At 73.8% G+C, this 24,956-nt stretch carries 21 protein-coding genes; 13 read left to right on the top strand and 8 right to left on the bottom strand.

Going from position 1 to position 24,956, the window contains the following annotated elements; translation table 11 throughout:
• Window positions 1-9 precede the first annotated feature (9 nt).
• A complete protein-coding gene (locus B085_RS0123000; protein WP_018560949.1) occupies window positions 10-1,038 on the top strand; it encodes a LacI family DNA-binding transcriptional regulator in 1,029 nt (342 codons plus the stop codon).
• 165 nt (window positions 1,039-1,203) lie between these two features.
• On the opposite strand, the gene B085_RS0122995 is transcribed toward B085_RS0123000, so the two are convergent.
• On the bottom strand, window positions 1,204-2,556 hold the full coding sequence (locus tag B085_RS0122995; RefSeq protein ID WP_018560948.1) for a diacylglycerol kinase family protein: 1,353 nt from the start codon (window positions 2,554-2,556) through the stop codon (window positions 1,204-1,206).
• 214 nt (window positions 2,557-2,770) lie between these two features.
• On the opposite strand from B085_RS0122995, the gene B085_RS0122990 reads away from it, so the two are divergent.
• Window positions 2,771-3,064: a hypothetical protein gene (locus B085_RS0122990; RefSeq protein WP_018560947.1), complete on the top strand. Its 294-nt coding sequence runs from the start codon at window positions 2,771-2,773 to the stop codon at window positions 3,062-3,064.
• A gap of 28 nt (window positions 3,065-3,092) precedes the next feature.
• On the opposite strand, the gene B085_RS43530 is transcribed toward B085_RS0122990, so the two are convergent.
• A complete protein-coding gene (locus B085_RS43530) occupies window positions 3,093-4,295 on the bottom strand; it encodes a glycoside hydrolase family 3 N-terminal domain-containing protein (protein WP_234018641.1) in 1,203 nt (400 codons plus the stop codon).
• Window positions 4,296-4,358: 63 nt separating this feature from the next.
• Between B085_RS43530 and B085_RS46265 the strand changes: the two genes are divergently transcribed.
• The 6 genes from B085_RS46265 (at window position 4,359) to B085_RS0122955 (ending at window position 14,258) form a co-directional block, all read left to right on the top strand.
• Complete coding sequence (locus tag B085_RS46265; protein WP_018560944.1) at window positions 4,359-5,429, top strand: TIGR00725 family protein; 1,071 nt, start codon at window positions 4,359-4,361, stop codon at window positions 5,427-5,429.
• A 77-nt stretch (window positions 5,430-5,506) separates the two neighbouring features.
• Entirely contained in the window at window positions 5,507-9,370 is a 3,864-nt protein-coding gene (locus B085_RS0122975; RefSeq protein WP_051102143.1) for a S8 family peptidase, read from the top strand.
• A 177-nt stretch (window positions 9,371-9,547) separates the two neighbouring features.
• Window positions 9,548-10,549, top strand: a complete 1,002-nt coding sequence (locus B085_RS0122970; protein WP_026251335.1) for a helix-turn-helix domain-containing protein — start codon at window positions 9,548-9,550, stop codon at window positions 10,547-10,549.
• A 74-nt stretch (window positions 10,550-10,623) separates the two neighbouring features.
• Entirely contained in the window at window positions 10,624-11,460 is an 837-nt protein-coding gene (locus tag B085_RS0122965) for a PP2C family protein-serine/threonine phosphatase (protein ID WP_018560941.1), read from the top strand.
• Complete coding sequence (locus tag B085_RS0122960; RefSeq protein ID WP_018560940.1) at window positions 11,457-12,458, top strand: MASE1 domain-containing protein; 1,002 nt, start codon at window positions 11,457-11,459, stop codon at window positions 12,456-12,458. Before B085_RS0122965 ends, B085_RS0122960 begins: the two co-directional genes overlap by 4 nt.
• A gap of 87 nt (window positions 12,459-12,545) precedes the next feature.
• On the top strand, window positions 12,546-14,258 hold the full coding sequence (locus B085_RS0122955; protein ID WP_018560939.1) for a GAF domain-containing sensor histidine kinase: 1,713 nt from the start codon (window positions 12,546-12,548) through the stop codon (window positions 14,256-14,258).
• Here the strand turns inward: B085_RS0122955 and B085_RS43515 are convergent, their stop codons facing one another.
• From B085_RS43515 to B085_RS0122940, 3 genes are all read right to left on the bottom strand, one after another.
• A complete protein-coding gene (locus B085_RS43515) occupies window positions 14,259-15,152 on the bottom strand; it encodes a hypothetical protein (RefSeq protein ID WP_018560938.1) in 894 nt (297 codons plus the stop codon).
• 141 nt (window positions 15,153-15,293) lie between these two features.
• Window positions 15,294-15,995: a response regulator gene (locus B085_RS0122945; protein WP_018560937.1), complete on the bottom strand. Its 702-nt coding sequence runs from the start codon at window positions 15,993-15,995 to the stop codon at window positions 15,294-15,296.
• A 179-nt stretch (window positions 15,996-16,174) separates the two neighbouring features.
• Window positions 16,175-16,639, bottom strand: coding sequence for a Crp/Fnr family transcriptional regulator (locus B085_RS0122940; RefSeq protein ID WP_018560936.1), 465 nt, complete (start codon window positions 16,637-16,639; stop codon window positions 16,175-16,177).
• A gap of 111 nt (window positions 16,640-16,750) precedes the next feature.
• Here B085_RS0122940 and B085_RS0122935 point away from each other — a divergent pair, with 111 nt between their 5' ends.
• Both B085_RS0122935 and B085_RS0122930 read left to right on the top strand, forming a co-directional pair.
• Window positions 16,751-18,529, top strand: coding sequence for a SulP family inorganic anion transporter (locus B085_RS0122935; RefSeq protein WP_018560935.1), 1,779 nt, complete (start codon window positions 16,751-16,753; stop codon window positions 18,527-18,529).
• Between the two features lie 91 nt (window positions 18,530-18,620).
• Window positions 18,621-20,612, top strand: coding sequence for an ABC transporter ATP-binding protein (locus B085_RS0122930; RefSeq protein ID WP_018560934.1), 1,992 nt, complete (start codon window positions 18,621-18,623; stop codon window positions 20,610-20,612).
• A 2-nt stretch (window positions 20,613-20,614) separates the two neighbouring features.
• On the opposite strand, the gene B085_RS0122925 is transcribed toward B085_RS0122930, so the two are convergent.
• The gene (locus B085_RS0122925) at window positions 20,615-21,514 is read right to left on the bottom strand and encodes a haloalkane dehalogenase (protein ID WP_018560933.1); all 900 of its coding nucleotides are present in this window, start codon (window positions 21,512-21,514) and stop codon (window positions 20,615-20,617) included.
• Window positions 21,515-21,612: 98 nt separating this feature from the next.
• On the opposite strand from B085_RS0122925, the gene B085_RS0122920 reads away from it, so the two are divergent.
• On the top strand, window positions 21,613-22,104 hold the full coding sequence (locus B085_RS0122920; protein WP_018560932.1) for a MarR family winged helix-turn-helix transcriptional regulator: 492 nt from the start codon (window positions 21,613-21,615) through the stop codon (window positions 22,102-22,104).
• A 6-nt stretch (window positions 22,105-22,110) separates the two neighbouring features.
• Here B085_RS0122920 and B085_RS43510 read toward each other — a convergent pair whose 3' ends face one another.
• Entirely contained in the window at window positions 22,111-22,464 is a 354-nt protein-coding gene (locus B085_RS43510) for a Zn-ribbon domain-containing OB-fold protein (RefSeq protein WP_018560931.1), read from the bottom strand.
• A 49-nt stretch (window positions 22,465-22,513) separates the two neighbouring features.
• Entirely contained in the window at window positions 22,514-23,218 is a 705-nt protein-coding gene (locus tag B085_RS0122910; RefSeq protein WP_026251334.1) for a TetR family transcriptional regulator, read from the bottom strand.
• 104 nt (window positions 23,219-23,322) lie between these two features.
• Here B085_RS0122910 and B085_RS0122905 point away from each other — a divergent pair, with 104 nt between their 5' ends.
• The gene (locus B085_RS0122905; protein WP_018560929.1) at window positions 23,323-24,474 is read left to right on the top strand and encodes an acyl-CoA dehydrogenase family protein; all 1,152 of its coding nucleotides are present in this window, start codon (window positions 23,323-23,325) and stop codon (window positions 24,472-24,474) included.
• A 31-nt stretch (window positions 24,475-24,505) separates the two neighbouring features.
• A partial coding sequence (locus B085_RS0122900; protein WP_018560928.1) for a hypothetical protein occupies window positions 24,506-24,956 on the top strand: 451 nt, incomplete at its 3' end.

Genomic DNA, 24,956 nt, shown 5'->3' with positions numbered 1-24,956 from the left:
AGCCCGGGCGTGGCGGAGAAGGGCCGCACGGTGGGGATCAAGGACGTCGCCCGTGAGGCGGGGGTGTCCGTGGGCACGGTCTCCAATGTGATCAACCGGCCGGACGCGGTCCCCGAGGCGACCCGGGTCCGCGTACAGCGCGCCATCGCCCGGCTGGGGTACGTACGCAGCGAGTCCGCACGGCAGTTGCGGGCGGGCCGCAGCAGGATCATGGCCCTGCTCGTCCTCGACATGGGCAACCCGTTCTTCGTCGACGTGGCACGCGGCGCGGAACGGGCGGCCCGGGAGGCCGGGCTCGGCGTGATGGTCTGCAACAGCGCGCAGAGCCCGCGGGAGGAGGCCGCGTACCTGTCGCTCTTCGCGGAGCAGCGGGTGCGCGGGGTGCTGGTGACGCCGGCCGACGCCGACGGCGGCAACCTCGCCGCGTTCCGGCGGCACCGCATCCCCTTCGTCCTCGTCGACCGGGTCGCGGCGGGCACCTCCGAGTGCTCGGTGTCCGTGGACGACGTGGCCGGTGGCCGGATGGCCGTCGGCCACCTGGCGGCCGCCGGGCACCGGAGGATCGCGTACGTCTCCGGCCCCGGGCACCTGCAGCAGGTCCGGGACCGGCGCGAGGGCGCCCTCGCGGCCCTGGAGGAGGCCGGACTGCCGCCGGAGACCCTGCGCGAACTGCCCACGGAGCGGCTGGACGTCGCCGCCGGACGGGACGCGGGCCACCGGCTGCTCGGCCTCCCGGAGCGGCCGACCGCCGTGTTCTGCGCCAACGACCTGCTCGCCCTCGGGGTGCTGCAGGCGCTGTACGCGGCGGGGGTGGACGTCCCGGGCGAGATGGCCATCGTCGGCTACGACGACATCGAGTTCGCGGCCGCGGCGGCCGTGCCGCTCACCTCCGTGCGGCAGCCCGCCGCGAACATGGGCACGCTGGCCGCCGGGATGCTGCTGGAGGAGACCGGGCCGCAGGCCCGGGAGCACCGGCACCGGCGGGTCGTGCTCCAGCCGGAACTGGTGGTCCGCGACTCCAGCCTGATCAGACGCTGAGCCGCGCCCGCCCTACGCGGGCGCTCCGGTGGCCGGTCGGCCGGGGGAGCGCCCGCTTCGGCGGGTCGTGCCCCGGGCGGAGCCGGTGGGTCCGCGACTCGAGCCTGATCGGGCGCTGAGGCTGTCCGGGGTGCCGGGGTGCCGGGGTGCGCGGCACCGGCCCGATCAGGCGCCGGGCCGGTGCGGGCGGCCGGCGGCCGTGCGGCCCATGGTCAGCGCGAGTTCGCGCAGCCGCCGCCAGTCCGTGCGGACGCCCGTCGCCGGCACCCCGGGGCGGCTGCGCGGCACCCGCACCCGCAGCGCTCCGTGGCTGATCCGGCAGCGTACGGGCGTGGGCAGCACGAGGGCCTCGCCGTCCACGCCCGCCTCGATCTCGGCGGCGTCGGCGGTGGTCACCACCTCCCGGGCCGTCGCCACGGTGAGCCCGGAGGCGACCCGGGGGCCCATCAGCAGCCCGGCGGCCTGGGCCGCGTTGTCGACCTTGACCCCCAGCACCCCCAGCAGACCGGTGTCGAGACGGTCCCGGCGGCCGAGCCCGGCCGGGTCGTCGGTCCGGTACGGGTTGTTGCTCACCAGCACGGCCTGCGGCTCGTCGATGACGGTGTCCCCGGCCGTCGCCGTCAGCCGGGGCCCGGCGCGGTGGGTGAGCAGGTCGGGCAGGAGCTCCAGGATGGTGCCGACCTTGTCGTCGCGGTACGCGGGACTCTGCACGACGGCCGCGTAGGCGCCGAACGACACGTTGTTGACGAAGGGCCGGTCGCCCACGTAGCCGAGGTCGACGCGCAGCTCCACGCCGTCCCTGAGTGCGTCCAGGCACGTCGCGGGGTCCGCGCGGTCCAGCCCCAGGTCCATGGCGAAGTGGTTGCGGGTGCCCGCGCAGATCACCAGGAACGGCAGTCCCCGCTCGGCCGCCACCCCGGCCACCAGGGCCTGCGTGCCGTCCCCGCCGGCCACCCCGAGCAGGTCGGCGCCCTCGTCCGCGGCCCGCCGGGCGAGCTCGGCGACGTCCTGCGGTTGGTCGGGGTCGAGCAGCACGACCCGGGCGCCGAGGGCCTCCGCCTTCTCCTTCAGTCCGAAGTCGCCGACCTTTCCGCCGCCCGAGCGCGGGTTCATGATCAGGAACGGCCGCCGAGGCCGGGCCGCGATCCGCTCCCTCAGCCGCGCCTCGTGGGCCCGGGCGGCGCGCATCGCGCTGCGCCCGGCGGCGACGGCCAGCGCCCACAGGCCGAGCGAAGAGGCCACGACCCAGAGCAGATTGACCCGGTCGTAGTAGGCGAGGACGGCCAGCGGGGTCGCGGCGGTCAGCACCACGGCCAGCGCCCGCGCCACACCGCGGCGGGTCAGCACCCACCACGCCCCGGCCGCCGTCAGCGCGGTGCCGCCCAGCGCGGCGGCCACCAGCGCGATGCTGCGCAGCCCGGCGACCACCAGCGGCAGCGCCACGGCCGCCCCCGCCGCGGTCAGGGCCAGACGGGCCAGCCAGCGCTGTGCGACGTGCCTGCGGGAGAGCTGCTCCATGCCTCGACAGTGCCACCGACGGGCCCCGCGCCGCCATCCCGGCCGTTCCCCCGGGTGGTGATCCGGCCCCCGGTTCCCCGGTGCCACGGTCCCCGGCCATCCGGCGGCGGACCTCACGCACCGTCACCGCCTCTCCTGGGAAGGAGTCCGGAGCCGTGGCCGAAGGTGACGCCGCCGCCGGTATTTCACCCGTCGCGACGGCTTCCGGAAGCCGATGCGTACACCCCCGGCGGACGAGAACCTGCTGTGGGCGCTGCAGACACCGGCGATCTCGTCCGGCAGCCGGCCTACGGCGTCCGGGAGTTCCTCGGACGAAGTGGGGAGGGCGGTGTCCGGGGACTCCCCGGGGCCGCCGTCGGTGAACACCACGACGGCGGTCGTGCGCAAACGCCCCGACAGCGCGTTCGAGCTCCGCGACAAGTACGGCCAGTCCGTGAACACCGTGCTCACCGCCCGTGAGCCGGCCTCGATCCTCGCCGCCCTGGCGGCGCGGATCGAGGCCGGCTGACCGGCCGCGCGGACCCGACGCGGTGGCGTCAGCCCGTGCAGCGCAGCACGCCCGCGGCCTGCTTGGCGGTCAGCACGCGGCGGACGCTGTTGGAGACCAGCGTCCGTACCTTCGGCTCGTGGCGCATGGCGTAGCGGATGCCCTCGGCCATCGTGGGGATGCCCTTGGGGGAGACGGTGAGGGTGAGGTCGCCGCCGGCGCGCAGAAAGGACAGGGCGCGCTGGCCGAGCGCCGTCGACTGGGCGGAGGCCGCCTTGCCGAGGTCGTCGGAGATGATGACGCCCTTGAAGCCCAGGTCGCGGCGGAGGGTCTGATCGACGATCACCGACGAGAAGACGGCCTTGTGCTTGGGGTCGATGCGCTTGTACGTCGCCAGTGAGACCATCACCAGCCCCGCGCCCGCGGAGATGCCCGCGCGGAAGGGGGCGATGTTGCTGCCGGTGCGGGTCAGCGTCGTGTCCGTCACCGAGGCGGTCGTGTCCGTGTTGCCCTTGACGCTGCCGAGGCCGGGGAAGTGCTTGGGCGTGGTCAGCACCCCGGCCGTCTTCGAGCCCTGCACGTACGCCGTGACGTGCGGGGACACCACGCCCGACGTCGAGCCGAACTGGCGGCCGTAGCGGCCGATGGGGGCGTTCCCGGTGCCGATCGAGGTGGGGACGATGTCGGCGACGGGGGCCAGGTTGACGTTGACGCCCGCCTTCTTCAGCTCCTTCGCCCAGGTCTCCGCGCGGGAGCGCAGCGTGGCGGCGGACCAGGTGCCCTGGGTCTTGCCGCTGGGGATCGTGGAGAAGCCGGAGCCCTTGAGGACCTGCACCTGGCCGCCCTCCTGGTCCGTGGAGACCAGCAGGCCGATGCGCTGTCCCGCCACCGTCACCCCCAGCGACTTCTGCAGGCCGTCCACCAGGGACCGGGTCTTCGTCACTCCGGAGGTGCTGCGGCCCGCGAGGAACACCGACCCGACGGCGTACGACCGCATCGCGTCGAGGTCCGCCTTGGGCGGAGTGGGCAGCTGGGCCGCGCCCATGAAGAGCTGGCCCACGCGCTGCGTGTCGTTCATCGCCGCCAGGACCCGGTCCACACAGGACGCCTTAGGGGCGGTGGTGGCCGCGGGCCGCCCCGTGGCGACCATGGACTCCGGGGCGGACGGCGCGCCCTGGCAGGCTGCGGGGGCCATCGTCGTGGCCAGCAGGGCGAGGGACACGCGGCGGGAGGTGCGGGCATACGAGGTCACCCATGCAGCGAATATCCTGATTGTCCTCTCTGTCAATCGGAGCGGGACGCCGGGGGAGGGGTCATGACGAGCCGTTATGTCGCCGTGGTGGGGCCGGCCGAGGCCACCGTGTCGGAACGCCGGGTCGCCCGCAGGCTGGGCGAACTCCTGGCCCGGCGCGGCGCCGTCGTCGTCTGCGGCGGGCTCGGCGGGGTGATGGGCGCCGCCTCCGAAGGAGCCCGCGCGCAGGGCGGGACCACCGTGGGACTCCTCCCGGGCCGGGACCGCCGGGCGGGTGACCCGTCGCTGACCGTGGCGATCGCCACCGGCCTCGGCGAACTCCGCAACGGCCTGGTCGTCGCCGCCGCCGACGCCGTGGTGGCGGTCGGAGGCAGCTGGGGCACCCTCAGCGAGGTGGCGCTCGCCCTGCGGACCGGCAAGCCGGTCGTCGTGGTCGGCGGCTGGGACGTGCGGGGGCCCGGACCCGGGGAGACCTTCCTGCGGGCGGCCTCCGCCGAGGAGGCCGCCGACGCCGTGGAGGCCGCGCTCGCGGAGTCCTCCTCCGGAGGCTGCACGACCGGGGAGGGAGCGCGGGTGGGAGCCGGCCCCCGCCGCGCCGCGCCCGCAGCCGGTCGCGTTCGCCTTGAAGCCGCCCTGGACGTGGCAGCTGCCAGTGCGGACCCGCCGGGCGATCTCCAGGCCGTGCCCCGGGTCCGGCGTCCACACCCCGCCGCCAGGGCCGCGCTGGGAGTCGTCGGCAAGGGGCCGGGTCCGTCGGGTTGCCCACCACGAGACCGTCGGCGGCGTGTTCAGTGCCGTGACGGGCTCCTCGTGGCGGCCGCGCGGGCCGGGACGCGTGTCCGCTCGGTGCGTGCGCGCCCCGGAGCAGTCGCCGATCACGTCGTTCTCCGGGCGCCCGCCACGACCTGGCCGAGGCGGCGTCCGCCGGAACGGTCGTTGCGCACCTGCCGTCCGGTTGCGCGAGGGGGACGCGCAGGGCGGTCCCCGCCGCGGCGCCGGCGACGGCGCGGCCCGCCGGTTGGGGGCGGTTCGTACCGGCAGCGGGGGGTTCGCCGTGGCCTGGTGGGGGTCGTCGCCGGTTGCCCGAAGCGCCCTGTCGCCGTTGGGACATGTCGCAGCTGTGACAGCCGATAACCGGTGACACCTTCCCGGCATCGGCGGATTCTGGCGGACAGCGCGTGACCCGGAGCTGTACGAAAGGTGTTTGGGTGATGGCAAGGTTCCGCCTCACGGCGGCGATATCGACAGTGCTGGTGGTGACGCTCGGGGGCACCACGGCCGCCTCCGCGGGGAGCGCACCGGACGGACCGGCGCGATCCGCCGACCGTACGGGGACGTCCTCCGCCACCGTACGGCTGGTGACCGGCGACCGGGTGACGGTGACGTCGCTGCCCGGTGGGCGGCACACCGCCTCGGTCCAGCCGGGGCCCGGCCGCGAGCACATCCCCTTCCGCACGCTGGAGCCCGACGGCAAGTCCCTGACCGTCATACCGTTCGACGCCGAGGCGCTGGTGTCCGCGGGCACCCTGGACCGCCGGCTGTTCGACGTGACGGCGCTGATCGCCGCAGGCTTCGACGAGGCGCACACCTCCACGCTGCCGCTGATCGTCTCCTCGCGGCCCGAGCCGGCCCGGGACGGCGCGCGCGTCACCGTGCAGGCGGCGAAGACCGCCGAGGCGACCGCCGACCGGCTGGTGGCGCTCCGCGCGGACAAGACGGCCTCGCGCACCCTGGAGAGCATCGACGCCCGCTCCTTCCGGGTCGACGGTGACGAACTCGGCGCCTTCTGGAAGACGCTGACCCCCGGTGGGTCCTCGGACGCCGTCCGGGTCGCGGTGACCCCGCGGGTCTCGCTGGACGGCAAGGTCAAGGCGGTGCTGGACCGCAGCACCGCGCAGATCAACGCGCCCGCCGCGTGGAAGGCCGGGTACGAGGGCCAGGGCGTGAAGGTCGCGGTGCTGGACACCGGTGTCGACGCGAACCACCCCGATCTCGCGGGGCGGATCGCGGAGGCCAGGAACTTCTCCGACAGCGTCAACACGGACGACCACTTCGGCCACGGCACGCACGTCGCCTCGACCGTCGGCGGCACGGGCGCGGCGTCGTCGGGCACCCGGCGGGGCGTGGCGCCGAAGGCGGACCTGCTGGTCGGCAAGGTGCTGGGTGACGACGGCTCCGGCTCGGAGTCCCAGGTCATCGACGGTATGGAGTGGGCGGCCGGCGAGCACGCCAAGGTCGTCAACATGAGCCTCGGTGCGGACATGCAGACCGATGGCACCGACCCGATGAGCCAGGCCGTCAACACCCTGACCGCGTCGACGGACACGCTGTTCGTCATTGCCGCGGGCAACGCGGGCCCGGGCCCCTCCACGGTCGGCTCTCCGGGCGCCGCCGACGCCGCGCTGACCGTCGGCGCCGTGGACCGGGACGACTCCCTCGCCTCCTTCTCCAGCCGCGGCCCGCGCTACGGCGACGGCGCCGTCAAGCCCGACGTGACCGCCCCGGGCGTGGGCATCGTGGCCGCCCGTGCCGCGGGCACCACCATGGGCGACCCGGTCGACGCGAACTACGTCGCCGCCTCCGGCACGTCGATGGCGACGCCGCACGTCGCGGGTGCCGCGGCGCTGCTGGCCCAGCAGCACCCGGGCTGGGGCGCGCAGCAGATCAAGGACGCGCTGATCAGCACCTCGCGCACGGTGCCCGGCACCAAGGTGACCGAGCAGGGCGGCGGCCGGATCGACCTGGCCACCGCCACCGGCACGATCACCGCGACCGGCACGGTCACGCTGCCCCCGGTCCAGAACGGCGGAACGGCGGGACGGCAGCAGGCCGCCACCGTGCGCTACACCAACACCGGTGACAAGAAGGCCGATCTGAAGCTGGCCGTCAAGCTGTCCACCGGAACCGGGCGCGCCCTGCCCGACGGGGTCGTCACCCTCGGCTCCGGCACCGTGAGCGTCGCGCCCGGTGCCACCGCCGACGTCCCGCTGAGCACCGACGCGGCCCACGCCGCGCGCGGGAGGTACTACGGCTACGTCACCGCCACGGCGGCCGACGGCACCGTTGTCGCCCACACCACCGTCAGCCTCAACGTGCACGCCCCCAAGCACAAGTTGACCGTGATCGCCCGGGACCGCGACGGCAAGGTCATCGAGGGCGCGGCGCCGACGATCTGGGGCGCCGACGGGTTCGTGGACTACACCGGCATCGAGCCGGCCGTCGCGGAGGTCGAGGAGGGCACGTACCAGCTCAGCTTCGGCACGCTGGACAGGGCCGCCGACGGCCAGGAGCTCCGCGAGGTGGTCAACCCGGAGGTGAAGGTCACCAAGGACACGACGGTGACGCTGGACGCCTCCAAGGTCACCGAGGTGAAGATCCGCACTCCCCGGCCCGCCGAGCAGCGCGGCATCATCAGCTACCAGACGTACCGGAAGATCGACGGCAACGGCCTGATCCAGGGCGTGATGTTCTTCGACATCGCCAAGCGGATCTACGTCAGCCCCACCGCGCGCGTCACCGACGGCGACTTCGAGTACGCCTCGCGCTGGCAGATGGTCGCCCCGCAACTGCGGGCGAAGGTCTCCGGCACGTCGTCGGCCTTCACCCCGTACTACGTGCCCGCGTCCCCGGCCTTCGACGACAAGGGCGCCAAGCTGACCGCCGTCGACGCCGGCGACGGCACCGCGGCCGAGCTGAGGAAGACCGGCGTCCGAGGGAAACTGGCCGTCGTCCGCTGGCACTTCACCGATGACCGGGAGCTCGCCAAGGCGGCCGAGGCGGCCGGGGCCAAGGCGCTGATGCTGGTCGTGGAGGAGGGCTTCTACCCCTGGACGCGGTGGAGCCCGACCGGTGACCGGATGGCCGTGCCGACCATGCGCGCCGGCACGGCGGAGGGCACCGCGCTCCTCAAGAGCATCAACAAGCGCACCACCACGGTGGAGTTCTCCGGCACGGTGCGCAGCCCGTACCTGTACGACGTGATGCAGGTGTCCAAGGGCTTCGTTCCGAAGAACCTGGTGCACACCGTCTCCGAGCGCGAGAGCGCCGTGGTCCGCAGCACCTACACCCGTACCGGCGCCTCGCAGTGGGCGAGCGAGCAGCGCTTCGGGTGGCGTCCCTACCAGGACACCGCCTGGAACCAGTACAGCCGTGAGGTGCCGACCGGCCGTGAGCGTGTGGAGTACGTGACCGGCGGGGACACCCTGTGGCGTCACACCGTGCACCACAACGTCGTCTTCGGCATGGACACCCCGCTCGGGGCGGGCATGCAGAACGTGCCGCGCACCTACCGGCCCGGTCAGCAGGTCACGGAGCGCTGGTTCGGGGCCGTGGTCCGTCCGTCGATCCCGCGTGGTGCGGCCTGGCCGTCGGAGCGCAAGGGCGACACCCTGTCCCTGTTCGTTCCGGAGTTCAACGACTCCGGCACCGGCCACTATTCGTTCTACGAGCTCAACGGCTTCGGCGGCGGCATCGGAACCGGCGCGGCCCGCGCCGCCGGCGGAGCGCCGGTGGACGACACCGCCACCGCGGTGCTCTACCGCGACGGGAAGCTGATCGCCGAGTCCGACCAGGGCGCCTGGGGCAACTTCGAGGTGCCGGCGGGCGACGCCCAGTACCGGCTGGACCTGACCACCGCCCGCACCTCGGACGACTGGCGCTTCGGCACCGGCACCCGCACCTCGTGGACGTTCCGCTCGGGCACCGTGTCGCAGCCGACCACGCTGCCCCTGCTGCAGGTCGACTACGCGGTCCCGGTCGACGCCCGCAACGCGGTGGGCCCCGCCCGCCGCCACACCCTGGGTCTGAACGTGCGGATGCAGGACGGCATGGCCGCGCCGCGCGGGGTGACCGTGCGGGTGGAGACGTCCTACGACGACGGGCGGACCTGGACCCGGGCCGCCACGGCCCGCAAGGGTGACGGCTTCACCGCCACCGTGGAGCGTCCGTCGCGGGTGCGCGGCGACGCCTACGTGACGCTGCGCGTGACCGCGACCGACGCGGCGGGCAACAGCGTCCGGCAGACGGTGGACCGTGCGTATCTGCACAGCGGCGCACGGAACTCCGGAGGACGGTGACGGTGGGGCGTCACCGTTGACACAGCGGCGGGTGCAGGGGAGTGTGGGCCCCGGCACCCGCCGCGCGCCGGTCACGAAACATTTCCCGGGTATAGTCCGGTCTTTAACGATATGTGCGGCTTGTGCGCCTACCCTGCGCACGTCGTGCGGACCGTCCCGGACCCGGAGGAACGCGGCATGCTCGAGGTGGCTGGCCTCACCGCGATGGAGGAGACCGTCTACCGGCTTCTGGTCACCACCGCCACCGCCTCGGCGGACGAGGTCGCCGCCCAGACGGGCCTGCCACCCGGGCAGACGGAGGGCGTCCTCACCACCCTCGCCGCCAAGGGGCTGGCCAGTCCCACCGACGGCCTCCCCCGCCAGTACGCCGCCACCCCGCCCGACGTGGCCCTGCTGCCGCGGCTGCAACGCCAGGCCGACTCCCTCGACAAGGCCCGCACCGCGGTCACCGACCTGCTGGAGAGCTACCGCAGCACCGTGCGCCGCCAGGACGCCGGCCAGCTCATCGAGGTCATCACCGGCAGCGAGGCGCTGCGTCAGAACCTGCGGCAGATGCAGGAGAACGCACGGCACGAGATGCTCTGGTTCTGCAAGGCCCAGTACGTCGCCATGCCCTCCGGCAGCAACCGCGCCGAGTACGACGCCCTGGCCCGCGGCGTGCGCTACCGGGTCCTGTACGAGCGGGCGTTCTTCGACGACGACGGGGCCATCGGCAACGTCGTCGAGGGGGTCCAGGCCGGGGAGATGGCGCGCTCCGTACCCCACCTGCCGCTGCGGCTCGCGGTCGCCGACCGCAGCATCGCCATCTGCCCCCTGGTCCCCGGCGGCCCGCACGGCAGCCCGAACGAACCGACGGCGGCGCTGCTGCGCGACAGCAGCCTCCTGGGGGCGCTGACCGCGCTGTTCGAACGCTACTGGGAGGACGCGGTGCCGCTGCACGTCAGCGCGTCCGGCGCGGTGAGCGGGGCCGACGGCGCCGACGACTCCGACCCGCTGAGCGAGACCGACCGCCGGCTGCTGTCGCTGCTCGTGGCGGGCGTCGCGGACAAGGCCATAGCCAGCCAGATGGGCCTGAGCCGGCGCACCGTCCAGCGCCACATCCAGCACATGATGACGCTCGCCGGCGCCGCGACCCGCATGCAGCTCGCGTGGCAGGCGGCCCGCCGCGGCTGGCTCTGAGCGGGGTGCGGGAGGGCCCGCGGGCGTAGGGTGAGGGGTGGCGTGAGTGCCCATGGCCCCGGAGCGTTGGTGCCATGTCCCGACGTCACACCGCTCCCTCCAGCAGCGCCGAGGAGCTGTTGAACACACTCGGACAGCTCACCGGCCGCATCCTGGAGCGGATCAAGATGCAGCAGGCTCGGGTGGAGCTGGCCGCCGCCCTGCAGCGGCACACCCTCGGCGCCCCCCTCCCCGCCGTCCGGGGGCTGCGCGTGGCGGGCCGGTACGCCCCCGCCCGCGACGGGCTCGACATCGGCGGCGACTGGTACGACGTGTTCCCCATGCCGGACGGCACCGTCGGCTGCGCGATCGGTGACGTGCAGGGCCACGACGTCGAGGCCGCCGCCTACATGGGCCAGGTGCGCACCTGCCTGCGGGCCGTCGCCGTCGCCACCACGGAACCGGCGGAGGTGCTCGCCCGCACCAACGACCTGCTGATCTCCATGGGATCCGGGCTCTTCGTGACCTGCACCTTCCTCCGCTTCGACCCGGAGACCCGCGAACTGGTCGACGCCCGCGCCGGGCACGTCCCGGCGGTGTGGGCCACCGACGACGGCCGCTGCGAGGTCGTGCTGGACGAGGGCGGGCTGCCGCTGGGCATCCTCGACGGCGAGAAGTACCCGTCGAGCCGCCGTGTCCTGGCCGGTACCGGTGCCTTCGTGCTGGTCACCGACGGGGTGGTGGAGGGCCCCGGCCATCCGATCGACGAGGGGCTGGCCCGCGTCGCGGAGCTCGCCGCCGCCGGCTGCTCCGCGGACCCCGGCGAGCTGGCCGCCCGGGTGATCGCCGTGGCCGACCTCACCGGCCACAGCGACGACGCCGCGGTGCTCGTCCTCGGGCACGGCGCCCCCCGAGGGACGGCCGCGCGATGACCGCCGCAGGAGCCGGCGAGGGGCTCCGGCGCCACCGGGGCACGGCCCTGTGGGTGCTGGTCCTGGCGGCCGCGTACTACGGCGGGGCCCGTATCGGACTGGAGCAGCAGCTGGTGCGCGGTCAGGTCACGCCGCTGTGGCCGCCGACCGGGATCGCGCTGGTCGGCCTGCTGCTCGGCGGTATCCGGCTGTGGCCGGGGATCGCGATCGGCGCGTTCGCCGTCAACATCATGATCGGGCCCTCGCCCCTGCCCGTGCTGGGGATCGTGGCGGGCAACACCCTCGCCCCGGTGTGCGCCTGCCTGCTGCTGCGCAGGGTGGGGTTCCGCGTCGAACTCGGCCGGCTGCAGGACGCGCTCGCACTGGTCTTCCTCGGCGCGCTCGGCGGGATGCTGATCAGCGCGACGATCGGCAGCGCACTGCTGGTGGCCTCCGGGGCCGAACCGGCCGGTGCCTTCTGGCCCACCTGGTCGGTCTGGTGGACCGGCGACGCGATGGGGGTGCTGGTGATCGCCCCGCTGCTGCTCGTCCTGCGCACCGCGCGGCTGCCGCGCGGGGTCCCGGCGTACCGCTGGGCGGAGGCGGCGGCGCTGGTGGCGGGTACCGCGCTCGTCACGGTCGTGGCCACCCGCAGCACCCCGGGGCTGCTCTTCCTCGTCTCCCCGCTGCTGATCTGGGCCGCGTTCCGCTTCCAGCTGGCCGGCGCCGCGCCCTGCGCCCTGATCACCTCGCTCATCGCGATCGGCGCCGCCGCGGCCGGGTCCGGACCCTTCGCCGGGCTCGACCTGTTCGCCAAGATGGCCACCCTCCAGGCCTTCAACGGGACCGCCGCGCTGACCGCCCTGCTGCTGTCGGCGACCGTCACCGAACGGGAGCACACCCGCCGCGAGATCGAGCAGGTCTGCCGCCGGCTCGGCGAGGCGCTGTCGCGGCTCGCGCCCGACGAGAAGACCGATCACTGGGCGGCCGTGCCGCCCGGCGAACGCGGCCACGACTAGCGGTGCCGTTCCGCGCGTCCTCCCGGCGGGGTGGCGCTACTTTGAGAGGGGGCCCCACGAGGGCCGCCACAGCGGACGGAGGTGCCGGTGGGGACTGGCGGCGGCAAGGACGCCGAGGGCCTGCCACGGTTGCAGCTCGACGAGTTGCTGGACGAGCTGCAGTCGCGCATCGACGCGGTGCGGGGGACGCGTGACCGTGTGCACAGCCTGCTGGAGGCGGTGCTGACGGTCGGACGCGAACTGGACCTGCCGCAGGTACTGCGGCGGATCGCCGAGGCCGCCGTCCTGCTCGTCGACGCGGAGTACGGGGCGCTGGGCGTGATCGGCGACGACGCGCGGCTGGCCCAGTTCCTGACGGTGGGCGTCGGCGACGAGCAGATCGAGGCGATCGGGCCGCTGCCCTCGGGCCACGGCAACCTGGGCGAGCTGGTCCGCCACCCCGCCCCGCTGCGGCTGGAGGAGATCGAGCAGCACCCGGCCTCCTACGGCTTCCCGCCGATGCACTCGTTCCTGGGAGTGCCGATCCGGGTCCGCGACGAGGTGTTCGGCAATCTCTACCTGACGGAGAAGCGGGGCGGCAAGGAGTTCGACGGCGAGGACGAGACGGTGCTGTCCACTCTGGCGGTGGCGGCCGGGGTGGCGATCGACAACGCCCGGCTGTACGAGGAGGCCAGGTCGCGTCAGCGGTGGCTGGAGGCGAACGCGGAGATCACCAGGGGCCTGCTGTCGGGCATGGAGGCGAACGCGGTGCTGGAGCTCATCGTGGAGCACGCGCGGCGGATCCTCGGCGCGGACCTGGGGGTGCTGGCCCTGCCGGCCGGGAGCGCCGACGGGATCACGGTGGCCATCGCCACCGGTATCGACGCCGATGCCCACCGGGGGCTGACGCTGCCGTGCGAAGGATCGTTCACCGGGGCGGCCATGGCCGCGAACGAGCCGCTGACCAGCGTCGACATCCAGCACGATCCGCGGGTGGTGGCGGGCCCGCCGCGGTTCGCGGGGCTGGGCCCCGCGGTGGCGGTTCCGATGGCGACCCCGCAGGGCGTGCGCGGGGCGCTGCTGCTGGCCCGTGCCGAAGGGGAGAGGCCGTTCACGGAGGCGGAGACGGCGCCGCTGCTGGGCTTCGCCGGCTCGGCGGCGCTGGCGATGGAACTGGCCGAGCGCCGGCGGGCGGCCGAGCAGCTCGTCCTCCTGGAGGACCACGACCGGATCGCCCGTGACCTGCACGACCTGGCGATCCAGCGGCTGTTCGCGACCGGGATGACACTGCAGAGCGCGGTGCGGTTCGTGGACCACCCGCAGGCGAGCGAGCGGCTGCTGCGGGCCGTGGACGACCTGGACGAGACGATCAAGATCATCCGCTCGACGATCTTCGGACTGCGCAGCCACGACACCGGCCCCGCCCGCCAGGGGCTGCGGGTGCGGACGGCGAAGGCGGTGGAGGAGGCGGTGCCCGGTCTGGGCTTCACGCCCTCGCTGCGCATGGAGGGCCTGATCGACACCGATGTGCCCGCCGCGGTCGCCGAACACGTGGTGGCGGTGCTCGGCGAGGCCCTGTCGAACGTGGCCCGCCACGCCGGCGCCCGCACCGCGGACGTGTCCCTCGTCGTCGGCTCGGGCACGCTGACCCTCACCGTCGCCGACGACGGGGTGGGCGTGCCCGAGGGCGCGCACCGCAGCGGACTGGCCAACCTCGCGCAGCGCGCGCTGCGGCTCGGCGGCACGATGACCCTCGAGACGCCCGGCAGCGGCGGCACCCGCCTGGTCTGGCGGGTGCCGTCGGACGGTGGTAAGCGCTGATCAGCCGCTCTCCACGGATCCGCGGACCGGTGGCCGCGGCGCGCGGTCCCCGGACGCGGCGGCGCCGAACCGGATGAGCATCTGCACCAGGCCCGGCCCGCAGTCCGTGGTGCGCATCGCGGCCCGCAGGTCCGGCCACTCCATCGCCTCGTGCAGCAGCGTCGCGTGGACGGTGTGCGCCGTCGCCAGGAGCACCACGCGCTCCATCGCCTGCCCCGCCCGCAGCCAGTCCGCGCACGAGTCGTGGGGCGTGCACAGCACGGCGACCAGCGGCCGCCGCCCCGGATCGAGCGATGCCGCGGCGCCGGCGCCGGAGTCCTCGTGGACCCGGCCCCCGGAACCGACGGCGCGGCCCGCGTCCGTCCCGCCGCGCTGCTCCGCCTCCGCCGTCAGCCGCAGCAGCCGCAGCGTCTCCTCGGTGCGCGGCAGCGTCAGCGACGCGCCCTCGGCGTGCGCGGCGTCGATCAGCTCCAGCACGACCGCCCCGGTCGGGCAGTGCGCGAAGTACGGCGTGCGGCAGCTGTGCCGGCGCCAGATCGCGTCGTACAGGTCGCGGTACGGGCTGTCGCCGACGTGCCGCGGGCCGATCGGGCGCACCGCGGCGAGCAGATCCGGGTCGCCGGGCACGGGCAGCAGCTGGACGGCCGGCTCCCAGCCGAAGTGCGCCAGGGCGACCCGCAGGTTGAACACCGCGGCGCCCACGGAGACGTGCAGGGCGCGGGCCGCCGCCTCCGGCTCCGGCACCCCCGGTGCGGGGACCGCGCGGACCTGGAAGGTGCCGGTGTCCGGATCGAGACGGTAGCGCCAGGGCCGGCTGCCGCGGAACGAGGGCGCCGCGACGGCGGCGGAGATCAGCTTCTCCAGGATCGCCCCGTTGAGTGTGGTGGGATTCATGGCGCGCTCCCTCCGGCCGGCGCGTCTCCCACCCTGCACGCCGCGTCGCCCCGCGGGGAGGGCCGACCGGCCCCACCGCGTGGGCCGCCGGGGGCACCTTCGCGGAACCGCCCGCGGGCGGTGCCACGGCGGCGCGCTCGTTCAGGGGCCGGAGCCCGGTGCGCCACCGGGCGTCCGCTGCCGCGTGGCGAGTACGGCCGCCTGGATGCGGCGCTCGACGCCGAGCTTGCCCAGCATCCGGGAGATGTGGTTCTTGACCGTCTTCTCCGACAGGAACAGCCGTTCCCCGATCTGCCGGTTCGTCAGCCCCTCGCCGATCAGTTCCAGGATCTCCCGCTCGCGCGGGGTCAGTCCGGCCAGCGCCTCGTCCTGCGGCTCCGGCGGCTGCTCCTGCTCGCGCAGGCTGTTCATCAGCCGGGCGGTGGTCGCGGGGTCCAGCATCGACCGGCCGGAGGCCACCGTGCGGACCGCGGAGACCAGGTCGGAGCCCTTGATCTGCTTGAGCACGTAGCCGGCGGCCCCGGCCATGATCGCGTCCAGCAGCGCGTCGTCGTCGTCGAAGGACGTCAGCATCAGGCACGCCAGTTCCGGCATGCGCGAGCGCAGCTCCCGGCAGACGCCGATGCCGTCGCCGTCCGGGAGGCGCACGTCGAGGATCGCCACGTCCGGCCGTAGTGCCGGGGCGCGGGCCAGGGCGTGGTCGACCGTGCCGGCCTCCCCGGCGACCTCGATGTCCGGTTCGGCGTCGAGCAGATCGTGCAACCCGCGCCGTACCACCTCGTGGTCGTCGACCAGGAACACCCTGATCGGCGCCCGTTCGGTGAACTCCCGTGCCTCGCTCATACCGGCCCCCCAGGGCGTCTCTTGCGATCTCCGCGGCCTCGCGCCGCCCGGTCCGCGCCGACCCGCCGCGCCGGCGTTCCTTCGTACGCAGGGGTCCAGCAGACACGTCCCCGCGCGCTGCCGCCACCGGTACCGCCCGGTCACCCGGAGCCGCCGGCGCCGAACCGGCCGGGCGCGCCTCAGCGCGCCGTGCTGGCGCTGCCCAGAGGTCCGTACAGGTCGAGGAGCCGGGTGCGGGCCCCCTGCAGCCGGTGCGCGACGATCTGCGCGACCCGCCGGGCCACCGCGCGCCCGAACACCGGGTCGGCCTCGCACAGCGCGCGTACCACCGTGGCGTCGAACTCGTCGGCACGCACCGGGCTCTGGGTCCGCGCGCCCAGGTGCCAGGAGTACGGCGGGAAGAGCCACGAGCAGCCGAGCAGGTCGCCCGGGCCCAGGGTCTCGACCACGGCGGGCTGCCGGCCGGGCACGTGCAGGTCGAGCGCCACCGACCCGGTGCGGATGATCCAGAAACGGTCGGCCCGGTGCCCCTCCTCGAAGATCCGGGACCGCGCCGGGAAGGACACGTCCCGCGCGAGTTCCAGCAGCCGTCCGCGGGTCTCCGGGGGCAACGCGTCGAGCAGGCCCGTCGTGGTGGTGGTCATCGCCGTCCTCCCTCTCGTCCGGTACGCCCTCACCCCAGGGTCCTCCGCCGCACGGGGTGCGAGGAGGGGCCGACCGGCCCCAACGCGGCGTCGCCGGGGGAGGATGGGCCCATGCCGTCCGCCGTCTCCAAGCCCGCCCCGCCGCCCGGGAGGTCCGCCCCCGGGCGCGGCCTGCGCGGACTGCTGCCGGGCCTGGCCACCCTCCTCGGCTACCGCAGGGCCTGGCTGCGCGGCGACCTGCTCGCCGGCGTCACGGTGGCGGCGTATCTCGTGCCGCAGGTCATGGCCTACGCCGAACTGGCCGGGCTGCCGCCGGTGGCCGGGCTGTGGGCCACTCTCGCCCCGCTCGCGCTGTACGCCCTGCTGGGGTCGTCCCTGCGGCTGTCGGTCGGCCCCGAGTCGACCACCGCGCTGATGACGGCGACCGCGATCGCACCCCTGGCCGCGGGCGACCCCGGCCGCTACGCCGTGCTCGCCGCGGCGCTCGCCGTCGTGGTCGGCCTGCTGGCCGTGGTGGCGTGGGCGGTACGGGCCGGCTTCGTCGCCGACCTGCTGTCGCGCCCAGTGCTCGTCGGGTACCTGGCCGGGGTGGCCTGCATCATGGTCATCGACCAGTTGCCCAAGCTGACCGGGGTGCCCGTCGAGGGCGAGGGGTTCTTCCCCCAGCTGGTCTCCTTCGTGACGCACCTGCCCCAGGCGCACGCGGGGACGGTGGCCTTCGCCGCGTCCGCGCTGCTCTTCCTCTTCCTCGTCCAGCGGTACGCCCCCCGCACCCCCGGGCCGCTGCTCGCCGTGGTGGCCGGCACGGTCGTCGTCGGCGTCTTCGGCCTGGAGGGGCACGGCATCGCCGTCATCGGCGAGGTCCCCTCGGGGCTGCCCCGGCCGGCCCTGCCCACCCCCGGCGACCTGGCCCGGCTGCTGCTGCCCGCGGTGGGCGTGCTGCTCGTGGGCTACACCGACTTCGTGCTCACCGCGCGGGCCTTCGCCGGCCGGGACGCCGACCGCCTCGACAGCAACCAGGAGTTGCTCGCCCTGGGCGCCGCCAACCTCGGCTCGGGCGTCCTGCACGGCTTCCCCGTCAGCAGCAGCGCCAGCCGCACCGCGCTCGGCGCCTCCGCCGGCAGCCGCACCCAGCTGTACTCCCTGGTGACGCTGGCGGCCGTGGTCTGCGTCCTGCTGTTCCTTAACCCGCTGCTGTCCGCGATGCCCTCCACCGTCCTCGGCGCCATCGTGGTCTTCGCCGCCTGCCGGCTGGTCGACCTCCCCGGTTTCCGCCGCCTGGCGTCGTTCCGGCGCCGTGAACTGCTGCTGGCCCTCGCCTGCCTGGTGGGCGTGCTCGCCCTGGACATCCTGTACGGCGTCATGGTCGCCGTCGCGCTGTCGGTGGCCGAGATGCTGATCCGGGTGGCCCGGCCGCACGACGCCGTCGAGGGACTGGTGCCCGGTATCGCCGGCATGCACGACGTCGACGACTACCCGCAGGCCCGCACGATCCCCGGCCTGCTCGTCTACCGCTACGACTCGCCGCTGTTCTTCGCCAACGCCGAGGACTTCCGGCGCCGGGCGCTGGCCTCCGTCGACCGGCAGCACGACCCGGTGCGGTGGTTCGTCCTCAACACGGAGGCCAACGTCGAGGTCGACATCACCGCCCTGGACGCCCTGGACGATCTGCGCCGCGAACTCGCCGACCGGGGCATCGTCCTGGCGCTCGCCCGCGTCAAACAGGACCTGCTGGACGACCTGGACGCCTACGGGCTCTCCGAGTCGGTGGGCCGGCAGCGCATCTTCCCGACTCTGCCCACGGCGGTCGACGCCTACCGCGCCTGGGCGGAGGAGGGCGCCGACGGGGGCGGGAACGGGTCCGCCGGGAGCGGGGACGGGGCGCACTGACGGGAGCGGGCCACACGGCGCCACCATGAGGAGCACCCTGTGGGAAGGCCGCCACGGCACCGCGCCGCGGCCGCCGCCGAGGGGGACGCTCATGACCAGGCGGAATCGGCAGGAAGCCCCGGAGAACCCGGACGTCCTCGCGCCCGAGGAGGTGTCTGATTCCGAACGACTGCTGTTCGGCGGGCCGTTGCGGTATGACATGGGCTGGAACAAGCACGACGGCTCCTTCCTGGAGCTGGGGCTGCGCGCCATGATCCGGCGGCTGCCACAGCTCGTCGCCACCACCGTGCGCCTGGCCCACCGGGCCGATCCACGGGCCCTGCGCGTCGTGGCGCTGGCCGAGGCGGGGCGTGGCGTCGCCCAGGCGGTGGGCCTGGTCGCCGTCAACTGGGTGCTGTCCCGGCTGCTCGTGCCCGGCGGGACCACCGAGCGGCTGACCGGCGCCGCCCCGGCGCTGGCGCTCGTGGCCGCCGCCGCGCTGACCGGGGCGCTGCTGCGCTCGGCCTCCACGGCCGGCACCGGCAAGCTGGAGCCGACCGTGGAACGGGCGGCCACCGAGATGTACCTGGAGCGGGTCGCCCGCGTGGAGCTCGCGGCCGTCGAGGACGACGAGTTCCACAAACTGCTGGACTCGGCGTCCTGGGGCGCCGCGTCGGCCCGACGGATGATCAACTTCTGCTCGTCGGTGGTCAACGCGCTGATCTCGCTGGTCGCGGCGGCCGGCGTGCTCACCGTCCTGCATCCCGGACTGCTCCCGCTGCTGGCGCTGATGACCCTGCCCAGCGCCTGGAGCGCGCTCACCATCGCCCGCCGCCGCTACATCTCCTTCCACAACTGGGTGCAGCACGCCCGCGCCGGACAACTGCTGGGACGGCTGCTGATCGAGACGCAGGCGGCGCCCGAGGTCCGGGTCCACGACCTCGGGCCCTTCCTGCTGGGGCACTTCAGGGCGATGGCCGAGAACGGCGAGCGCGAGCAGACCCGGCTGGCGCGGCTCGCGGCACGCACGGGACTCGCCGCCTCGGCGTGGACGGGGGTGGCGACCGCCGCCACGTACGGCGCGCTGGGCGCGCTGCTGTGGAGCGGGGCGATGGCCCTGTCCGTGGCGGGCACGGCGGTCATCGCCATCCGCAGCGGGTCCTCCGCCCTCGACCGTCTCGTCGTCCAACTCGGCTATCTGCACGAGGAGGCGCTGTTCGTCGCCGACCTGGAGCGGCTGTGCGCCGAGGCGGACCGCCGGGTGATCCCAGCCGGCGGGCGCGACCTCCCGGAGCGGGTCGAGGCCATCCGCTTCGAGAAGGTCACCTTCAGCTACCCGGTCACCGCCGCCGAGCCCGGCACCCCGCTCGTGAAGCCGCCGGCCCTGTGCGAGGTCGACGTCACCATCCCCGTCGGCCGGGTCGTCGCCCTCGTCGGACGCAACGGCAGCGGCAAGACCACCCTGGCCAAGCTGCTGTGCGGGCTGTACACGCCGGACTCCGGGCGGATCCGCTGGGACGACGTCGACGCGGCCGACGCCGACCGGCGGCAGATCACCGACCGGATCGCCCTGGTCTCGCAGGACGCCTACCGCTGGCCGTTCACCGCGCGGGTCAACGTCGGCATCGGCCGCCCCGACGCCTTCCTGACGGACGAACGTCTCGACGCCGCCGCCCGCTACTCCGGCGCCGACGAGGTCGTCGCGGGCCTGCCCCGCGGCTGGGACACCCTGCTGGGCCGCGGGTACAAGGGCGGCCACGAGATATCCGGCGGGCAGTGGCAGCGGCTCCAGCTCAGCCGGGCCCAGTACCGCGACGCCCGCATCCTCATCGTCGACGAGCCGACCAGCGCCCTGGACGCCCAGGCCGAGCAGCGGGTCTTCGACCTGATCCGGGAACTCGCCGCCGACGGGCAGACCGTCGTGCTGATCACCCACCGCCTGCACAGCGTCCGTCACGCCGACGTCATCTACGTGCTGGACCGGGGGCGCGTCGTCGAGCACGGCGCCTTCGCCGACCTGATGCGGCCGGGGGCGGGCACGGGCGACTTCCGTGAGATGTACCTGCTGCAGTCCCGCCAGTACCAGCATCCCGAGCACAACTGACGCTACCGGGCGGCACTCTGCGGGCTCCGCCGGGCCAGCAGCCGGTGCCGCTCGGCCCATCCGGTGACGGCCGCCGCGATGGCCTCGGGCCGGTCCTCCGGCGCGTGATGGCCGGCGGGCCCGCAGTGCTCGATCTCCAGGGCGGCGATGTGCCCGGCGCACCAGGCCGCCATCTCGTCGCCGATCATCAGCGTCGGGGACGAGTCGAAGGTCAGCAGCAGCTTGGGCACCTGCGGGCTGTCGGCCAGCCACGCGTCGTACCGCTCGACGCGGGCGACCACATCGGCCGGTTCGCCCTCCAGCGGCATCGCGCGCGGCCACTCCAGCAGCGGCCGCCGGCTGTCGGGGGTGGGGTACGGGCGTCGGTAGACGTCGTGGTCCCGGGGGCTGATCCCGGAGAGCACGGTCGGGCCGAAGCCCTGCTCGATGAAGGCGTTCTCCTCGAGGACCAGGCGTTCGCCGATGCCGGGGGTGCGGAAGGCGGTGAAGCGGTCGCGCGCGGCGGCGGGGAAGTCGTCCCAGGTCATCGGCCGCACGATGGTCTCCAGGAAGACCAGTCCGCGGGTCCGTCCCGGATGCCGGGCGGCCCGGTCGAAGGCCAGCGCGCCGCCCCAGTCGTGGCCGACCAGGACGACCTCCCCGTCCAGACCGAGCGCGTCGAACCAGGCGTCGAGGTAGCGGGCGTGGTCGCCGAACCGGTACGGAGGGCCGGGCTTGCCCGAGCGTCCCATGCCGATCAGGTCGGGGGCCAGGCAGCGGGCGTGCCCGCCGATCCGGGGCAGGACGTTGCGCCACAGATGGGAGGAGGTGGGGTTGCCGTGCAGGAAGACGACGGGAGTCCCGTCACGGCTCCCCGACTCCTCGTGGTACATGGTCGAGTCGAGCACCTCGGTCACGGGCATGGCGGATCCCCTTCCATAGCGTTGGTGCCACTAACGTTTGTGGCGCTAACGAACTTAGGTCGTTAGGGCCACTAACGCAAGGGGGTAGGATCGCCGCCGTGAGCGAGAAGGAGAGAGGCGGCCCCGCTGACGCCGGGCCGGGGGAGAGTTCCGCACGGCTGCGGGAACTGCCCAGCAGACTGCTGTCCCTGACGGCACTGACGGCCGACCGCCTGGTGAACGAGGCGCTGGCCGCCCTGGACGCCCGCAAGTGGCACTACGCGGTCCTCGCGACGCTGCGCGAGTCGGGTCCGGCGAGCCAGGCCGCGCTGAGCCGCCGCACCGGCGTCTACCGCAGCGACCTGGTCGCCGTCATCAACGAACTGGCCGCGTCCGGATACGTGGAACGGGCGCCCGACCCCGGCGACCGCCGGCGCAACGTCATCACCATGACCTCGCCAGGCCGTGCCCGGCTGCGCCGGCTCGACACCCTGCTCGCCGGCGTGCAGGACGAACTCCTGGCACCCCTCGACGGGCCCGAGCGCGAGCAGTTGACCCACCTGCTGGGCCGGTTGCTGGAGCATCACCACGCCGGGCAGGCGATGGACTGAGGGCGGCTACCAGCCGTGCGGGGCGGCGGGCGGTTCGCAGAGTTCGAAGACGAGCTCGCCCGCGTCGGCGACGGCCGTACGGGCCACCCGCACGCGCGCGCCGCTGCGCACGTGCATCGGCAGGGCGCCGACGATCCGGCCCCGCACCGAGAACCCCTCGGAGAGGTCCACGAGGGAGGCGTCCCGCATCAGACGGACGATCACGCCCGTGCCGTCGCTGCGCACCTCGTCGAGTTCCGTGGAGGCGCAGGTGGGGCAGAGGAGGCGCTGGAAGGCGGTGTTGCCGCACCAACGGCAGCGCTGGACCAGCAGCCCGCCGTCAACCGATTCGTCGTGCGCGTCAAGAGTCCGGTCATCCATGGCGGACACCATATGGCACTGAGTGCACATAGGGAAGGCACTGAGTGCCCTATGTGGAGGGCCCCTCCTCCGCGAGGCCGGCCTCGATCTCCCGGACGACCCGCCACATGGGCGTCCGCCGCTTGGTGATCACGATCACCACGTCGTCCTCCGCCTCCGGCGGACCCTGCCGCGTGGCGCCCTCGCCGTTCCAGGCGGCGCGCACGAACTCCAGCGCGTGGTCCACGGCCGCGCCGGCGTCGCCCTCCGCGCCCGAACGCAGCCAGGTGCGCAGGCCGTTGTTGTGGGCGGCGACCACGGCGGCGGCGATCACGTCGGCCCGGAGCTTTCCGTCGGGGCGGTCCGCGTAGCGCGCCCCGAGGTAGTCGGCGAGCGCGCGTTCGTAGCGCCACACGACGGAAAGTTCGTACGCCCGCAGACCGGGCACCTGCTTGGTGAGGCGGTAGCGCTGCACGGAGAAGGTGGGGTTCTCGGCGTACATGCCGAGCACCAGGCGCGCCGCGTCGCAGACCCGCGCCACCGGGTCGTCCCCGTCGGCGCTGGCCTCCAGGAAGCGGGTCATGTCGGCGAGCGCGCGCTCGTGGTCGGGGAAGACCACGTCTTCCTTGGACGGGAAGTAGCGGAAGAACGACCGGCGCCCGACGCCGGCGAGCGCGACGATGTCGTCGATCGTCGCCGCCTCGTAGCCGCGTTCCAGGAAGAGCTGGAAGGCCGCTGCGACGAGGGCGTCCCGCATCGGGGGCTTCGTGGTCATGGAGGCGAACCTAACACCGGGGAACCGTCGATCGATGGCACTGGGTGTGCATAATTGAGGGTACTCGATGCCATGGCGGCCTGACGCGGACTGGAGTAACGGACGTGAGTGACAATTTCGACCTCTTCCGGACGTCGGAGGAGCACGACATGCTCCGGGACGCGGTGCGCTCCCTCGCCGAGGCGAAGATCGCCCCCTTCGCCGCGGAGGTCGACGAGCAGGGCCGGTTCCCGCAGGAGGCGCGTGACGCGCTGGAGGCGAACGACCTGCACGCGGTGCACGTGCCGGAGGCCTTCGGCGGCGCCGGTGCCGACGCGCTGTCCACGGTGATCGTGATCGAGGAGGTGGCGCGGGTGTGCGCCTCGTCCTCCCTGATCCCCGCGGTCAACAAGTTGGGGTCGCTCCCGGTGCAGCTGTCGGGCTCGGAGGAGCTGAAGGCGAAGTACCTCGGGGCGCTGGCCCGTGGCGAGGGGATGTTCTCGTACTGCCTCTCCGAGCCGGAGGCCGGCTCGGACGCGGCGGGGATGAAGACGCGCGCGGTGCGTGACGGGGACTTCTGGGTGCTCGACGGCGTCAAGCGGTGGATCACCAACGCGGGCGTGAGCGAGTTCTACACCGTCATGGCCGTGACCGACCCTGACAAGCGCTCCAAGGGCATATCGGCCTTCGTGGTGGAGAAGGGCGACGAGGGCGTGTCCTTCGGCGCCCCGGAGAAGAAGCTGGGCATCAAGGGGTCGCCCACCCGTGAGGTGTACTTCGACAACGTACGCATCCCGGCCGACCGGATGATCGGCGCCGAGGGCACGGGCTTCGCCACGGCGATGCGCACCCTGGACCACACGCGCGTGACGATCGCGGCGCAGGCCATCGGCATCGCCCAGGGCGCGCTGGACTACGCCAAGGGGTATGTGAAGGAACGCAAGCAGTTCGGCAAGGCGATCGCCGAGTTCCAGGGCATCCAGTTCATGCTTGCGGACATGGCGATGAAGCTGGAGGCGGCGCGGCAGCTGACCTACGCGGCGGCGGCGAAGTCGGAGCGCTCGGACGCGGACCTGACCTTCTTCGGCGCGGCCGCCAAGTGCTACGCGTCGGACGCGGCGATGGAGATCACCACGGACGCGGTGCAGCTGCTGGGCGGTTACGGGTACACGCGCGACTACCCGGTGGAGCGGATGATGCGCGACGCGAAGATCACCCAGATCTACGAGGGCACCAACCAGGTCCAGCGCATCGTCATGGCCCGCAACCTGCCGTAGTCGGCAAACCGAGAGTGTGGAGGGACATCAAGTGAGCTTGAGGATCGTTGTCGCGGTGAAGTACGTGCCGGATGCGACGGGGGATCGTCATTTCGCGGGGGATCTGACGACGGATCGGGATGCGGTGGATGGTCTGTTGTCGGAGCTGGACGAGTATGCGGTGGAGCAGGCGTTGCAGGTCGCGGAGGCGTCGGGTGATGCCGAGGTGACGGTGGTGACGGTGGGTCCGGAGGATGCGAAGGACGCGTTGCGCAAGGCGTTGTCGATGGGGGCGGACAGGGCGGTNCATGTCGAGGACGAGGGGCTGCACGGTAGTGATGTGATGGGTACGTCGCTGGTGCTGGCCAAGGCGGTCGAGCGTGTGGGGTTCGATCTGGTGGTGACGGGGATGGCGTCGACGGATGGCACGGCGGGTGTGGTGCCGGCGTTGCTGGCGGAGCGGTTGGGTGTGCCGCAGGTGACGTTGTTGTCGCAGGTGACGG

Source organism: Streptomyces sp. BoleA5, assembly GCF_000373665.1.
In the GTDB taxonomy this organism is placed as follows: Bacteria; Actinomycetota; Actinomycetes; order Streptomycetales; family Streptomycetaceae; genus Actinacidiphila.
This window is presented reverse-complemented; position numbering and strand designations above follow the sequence as displayed.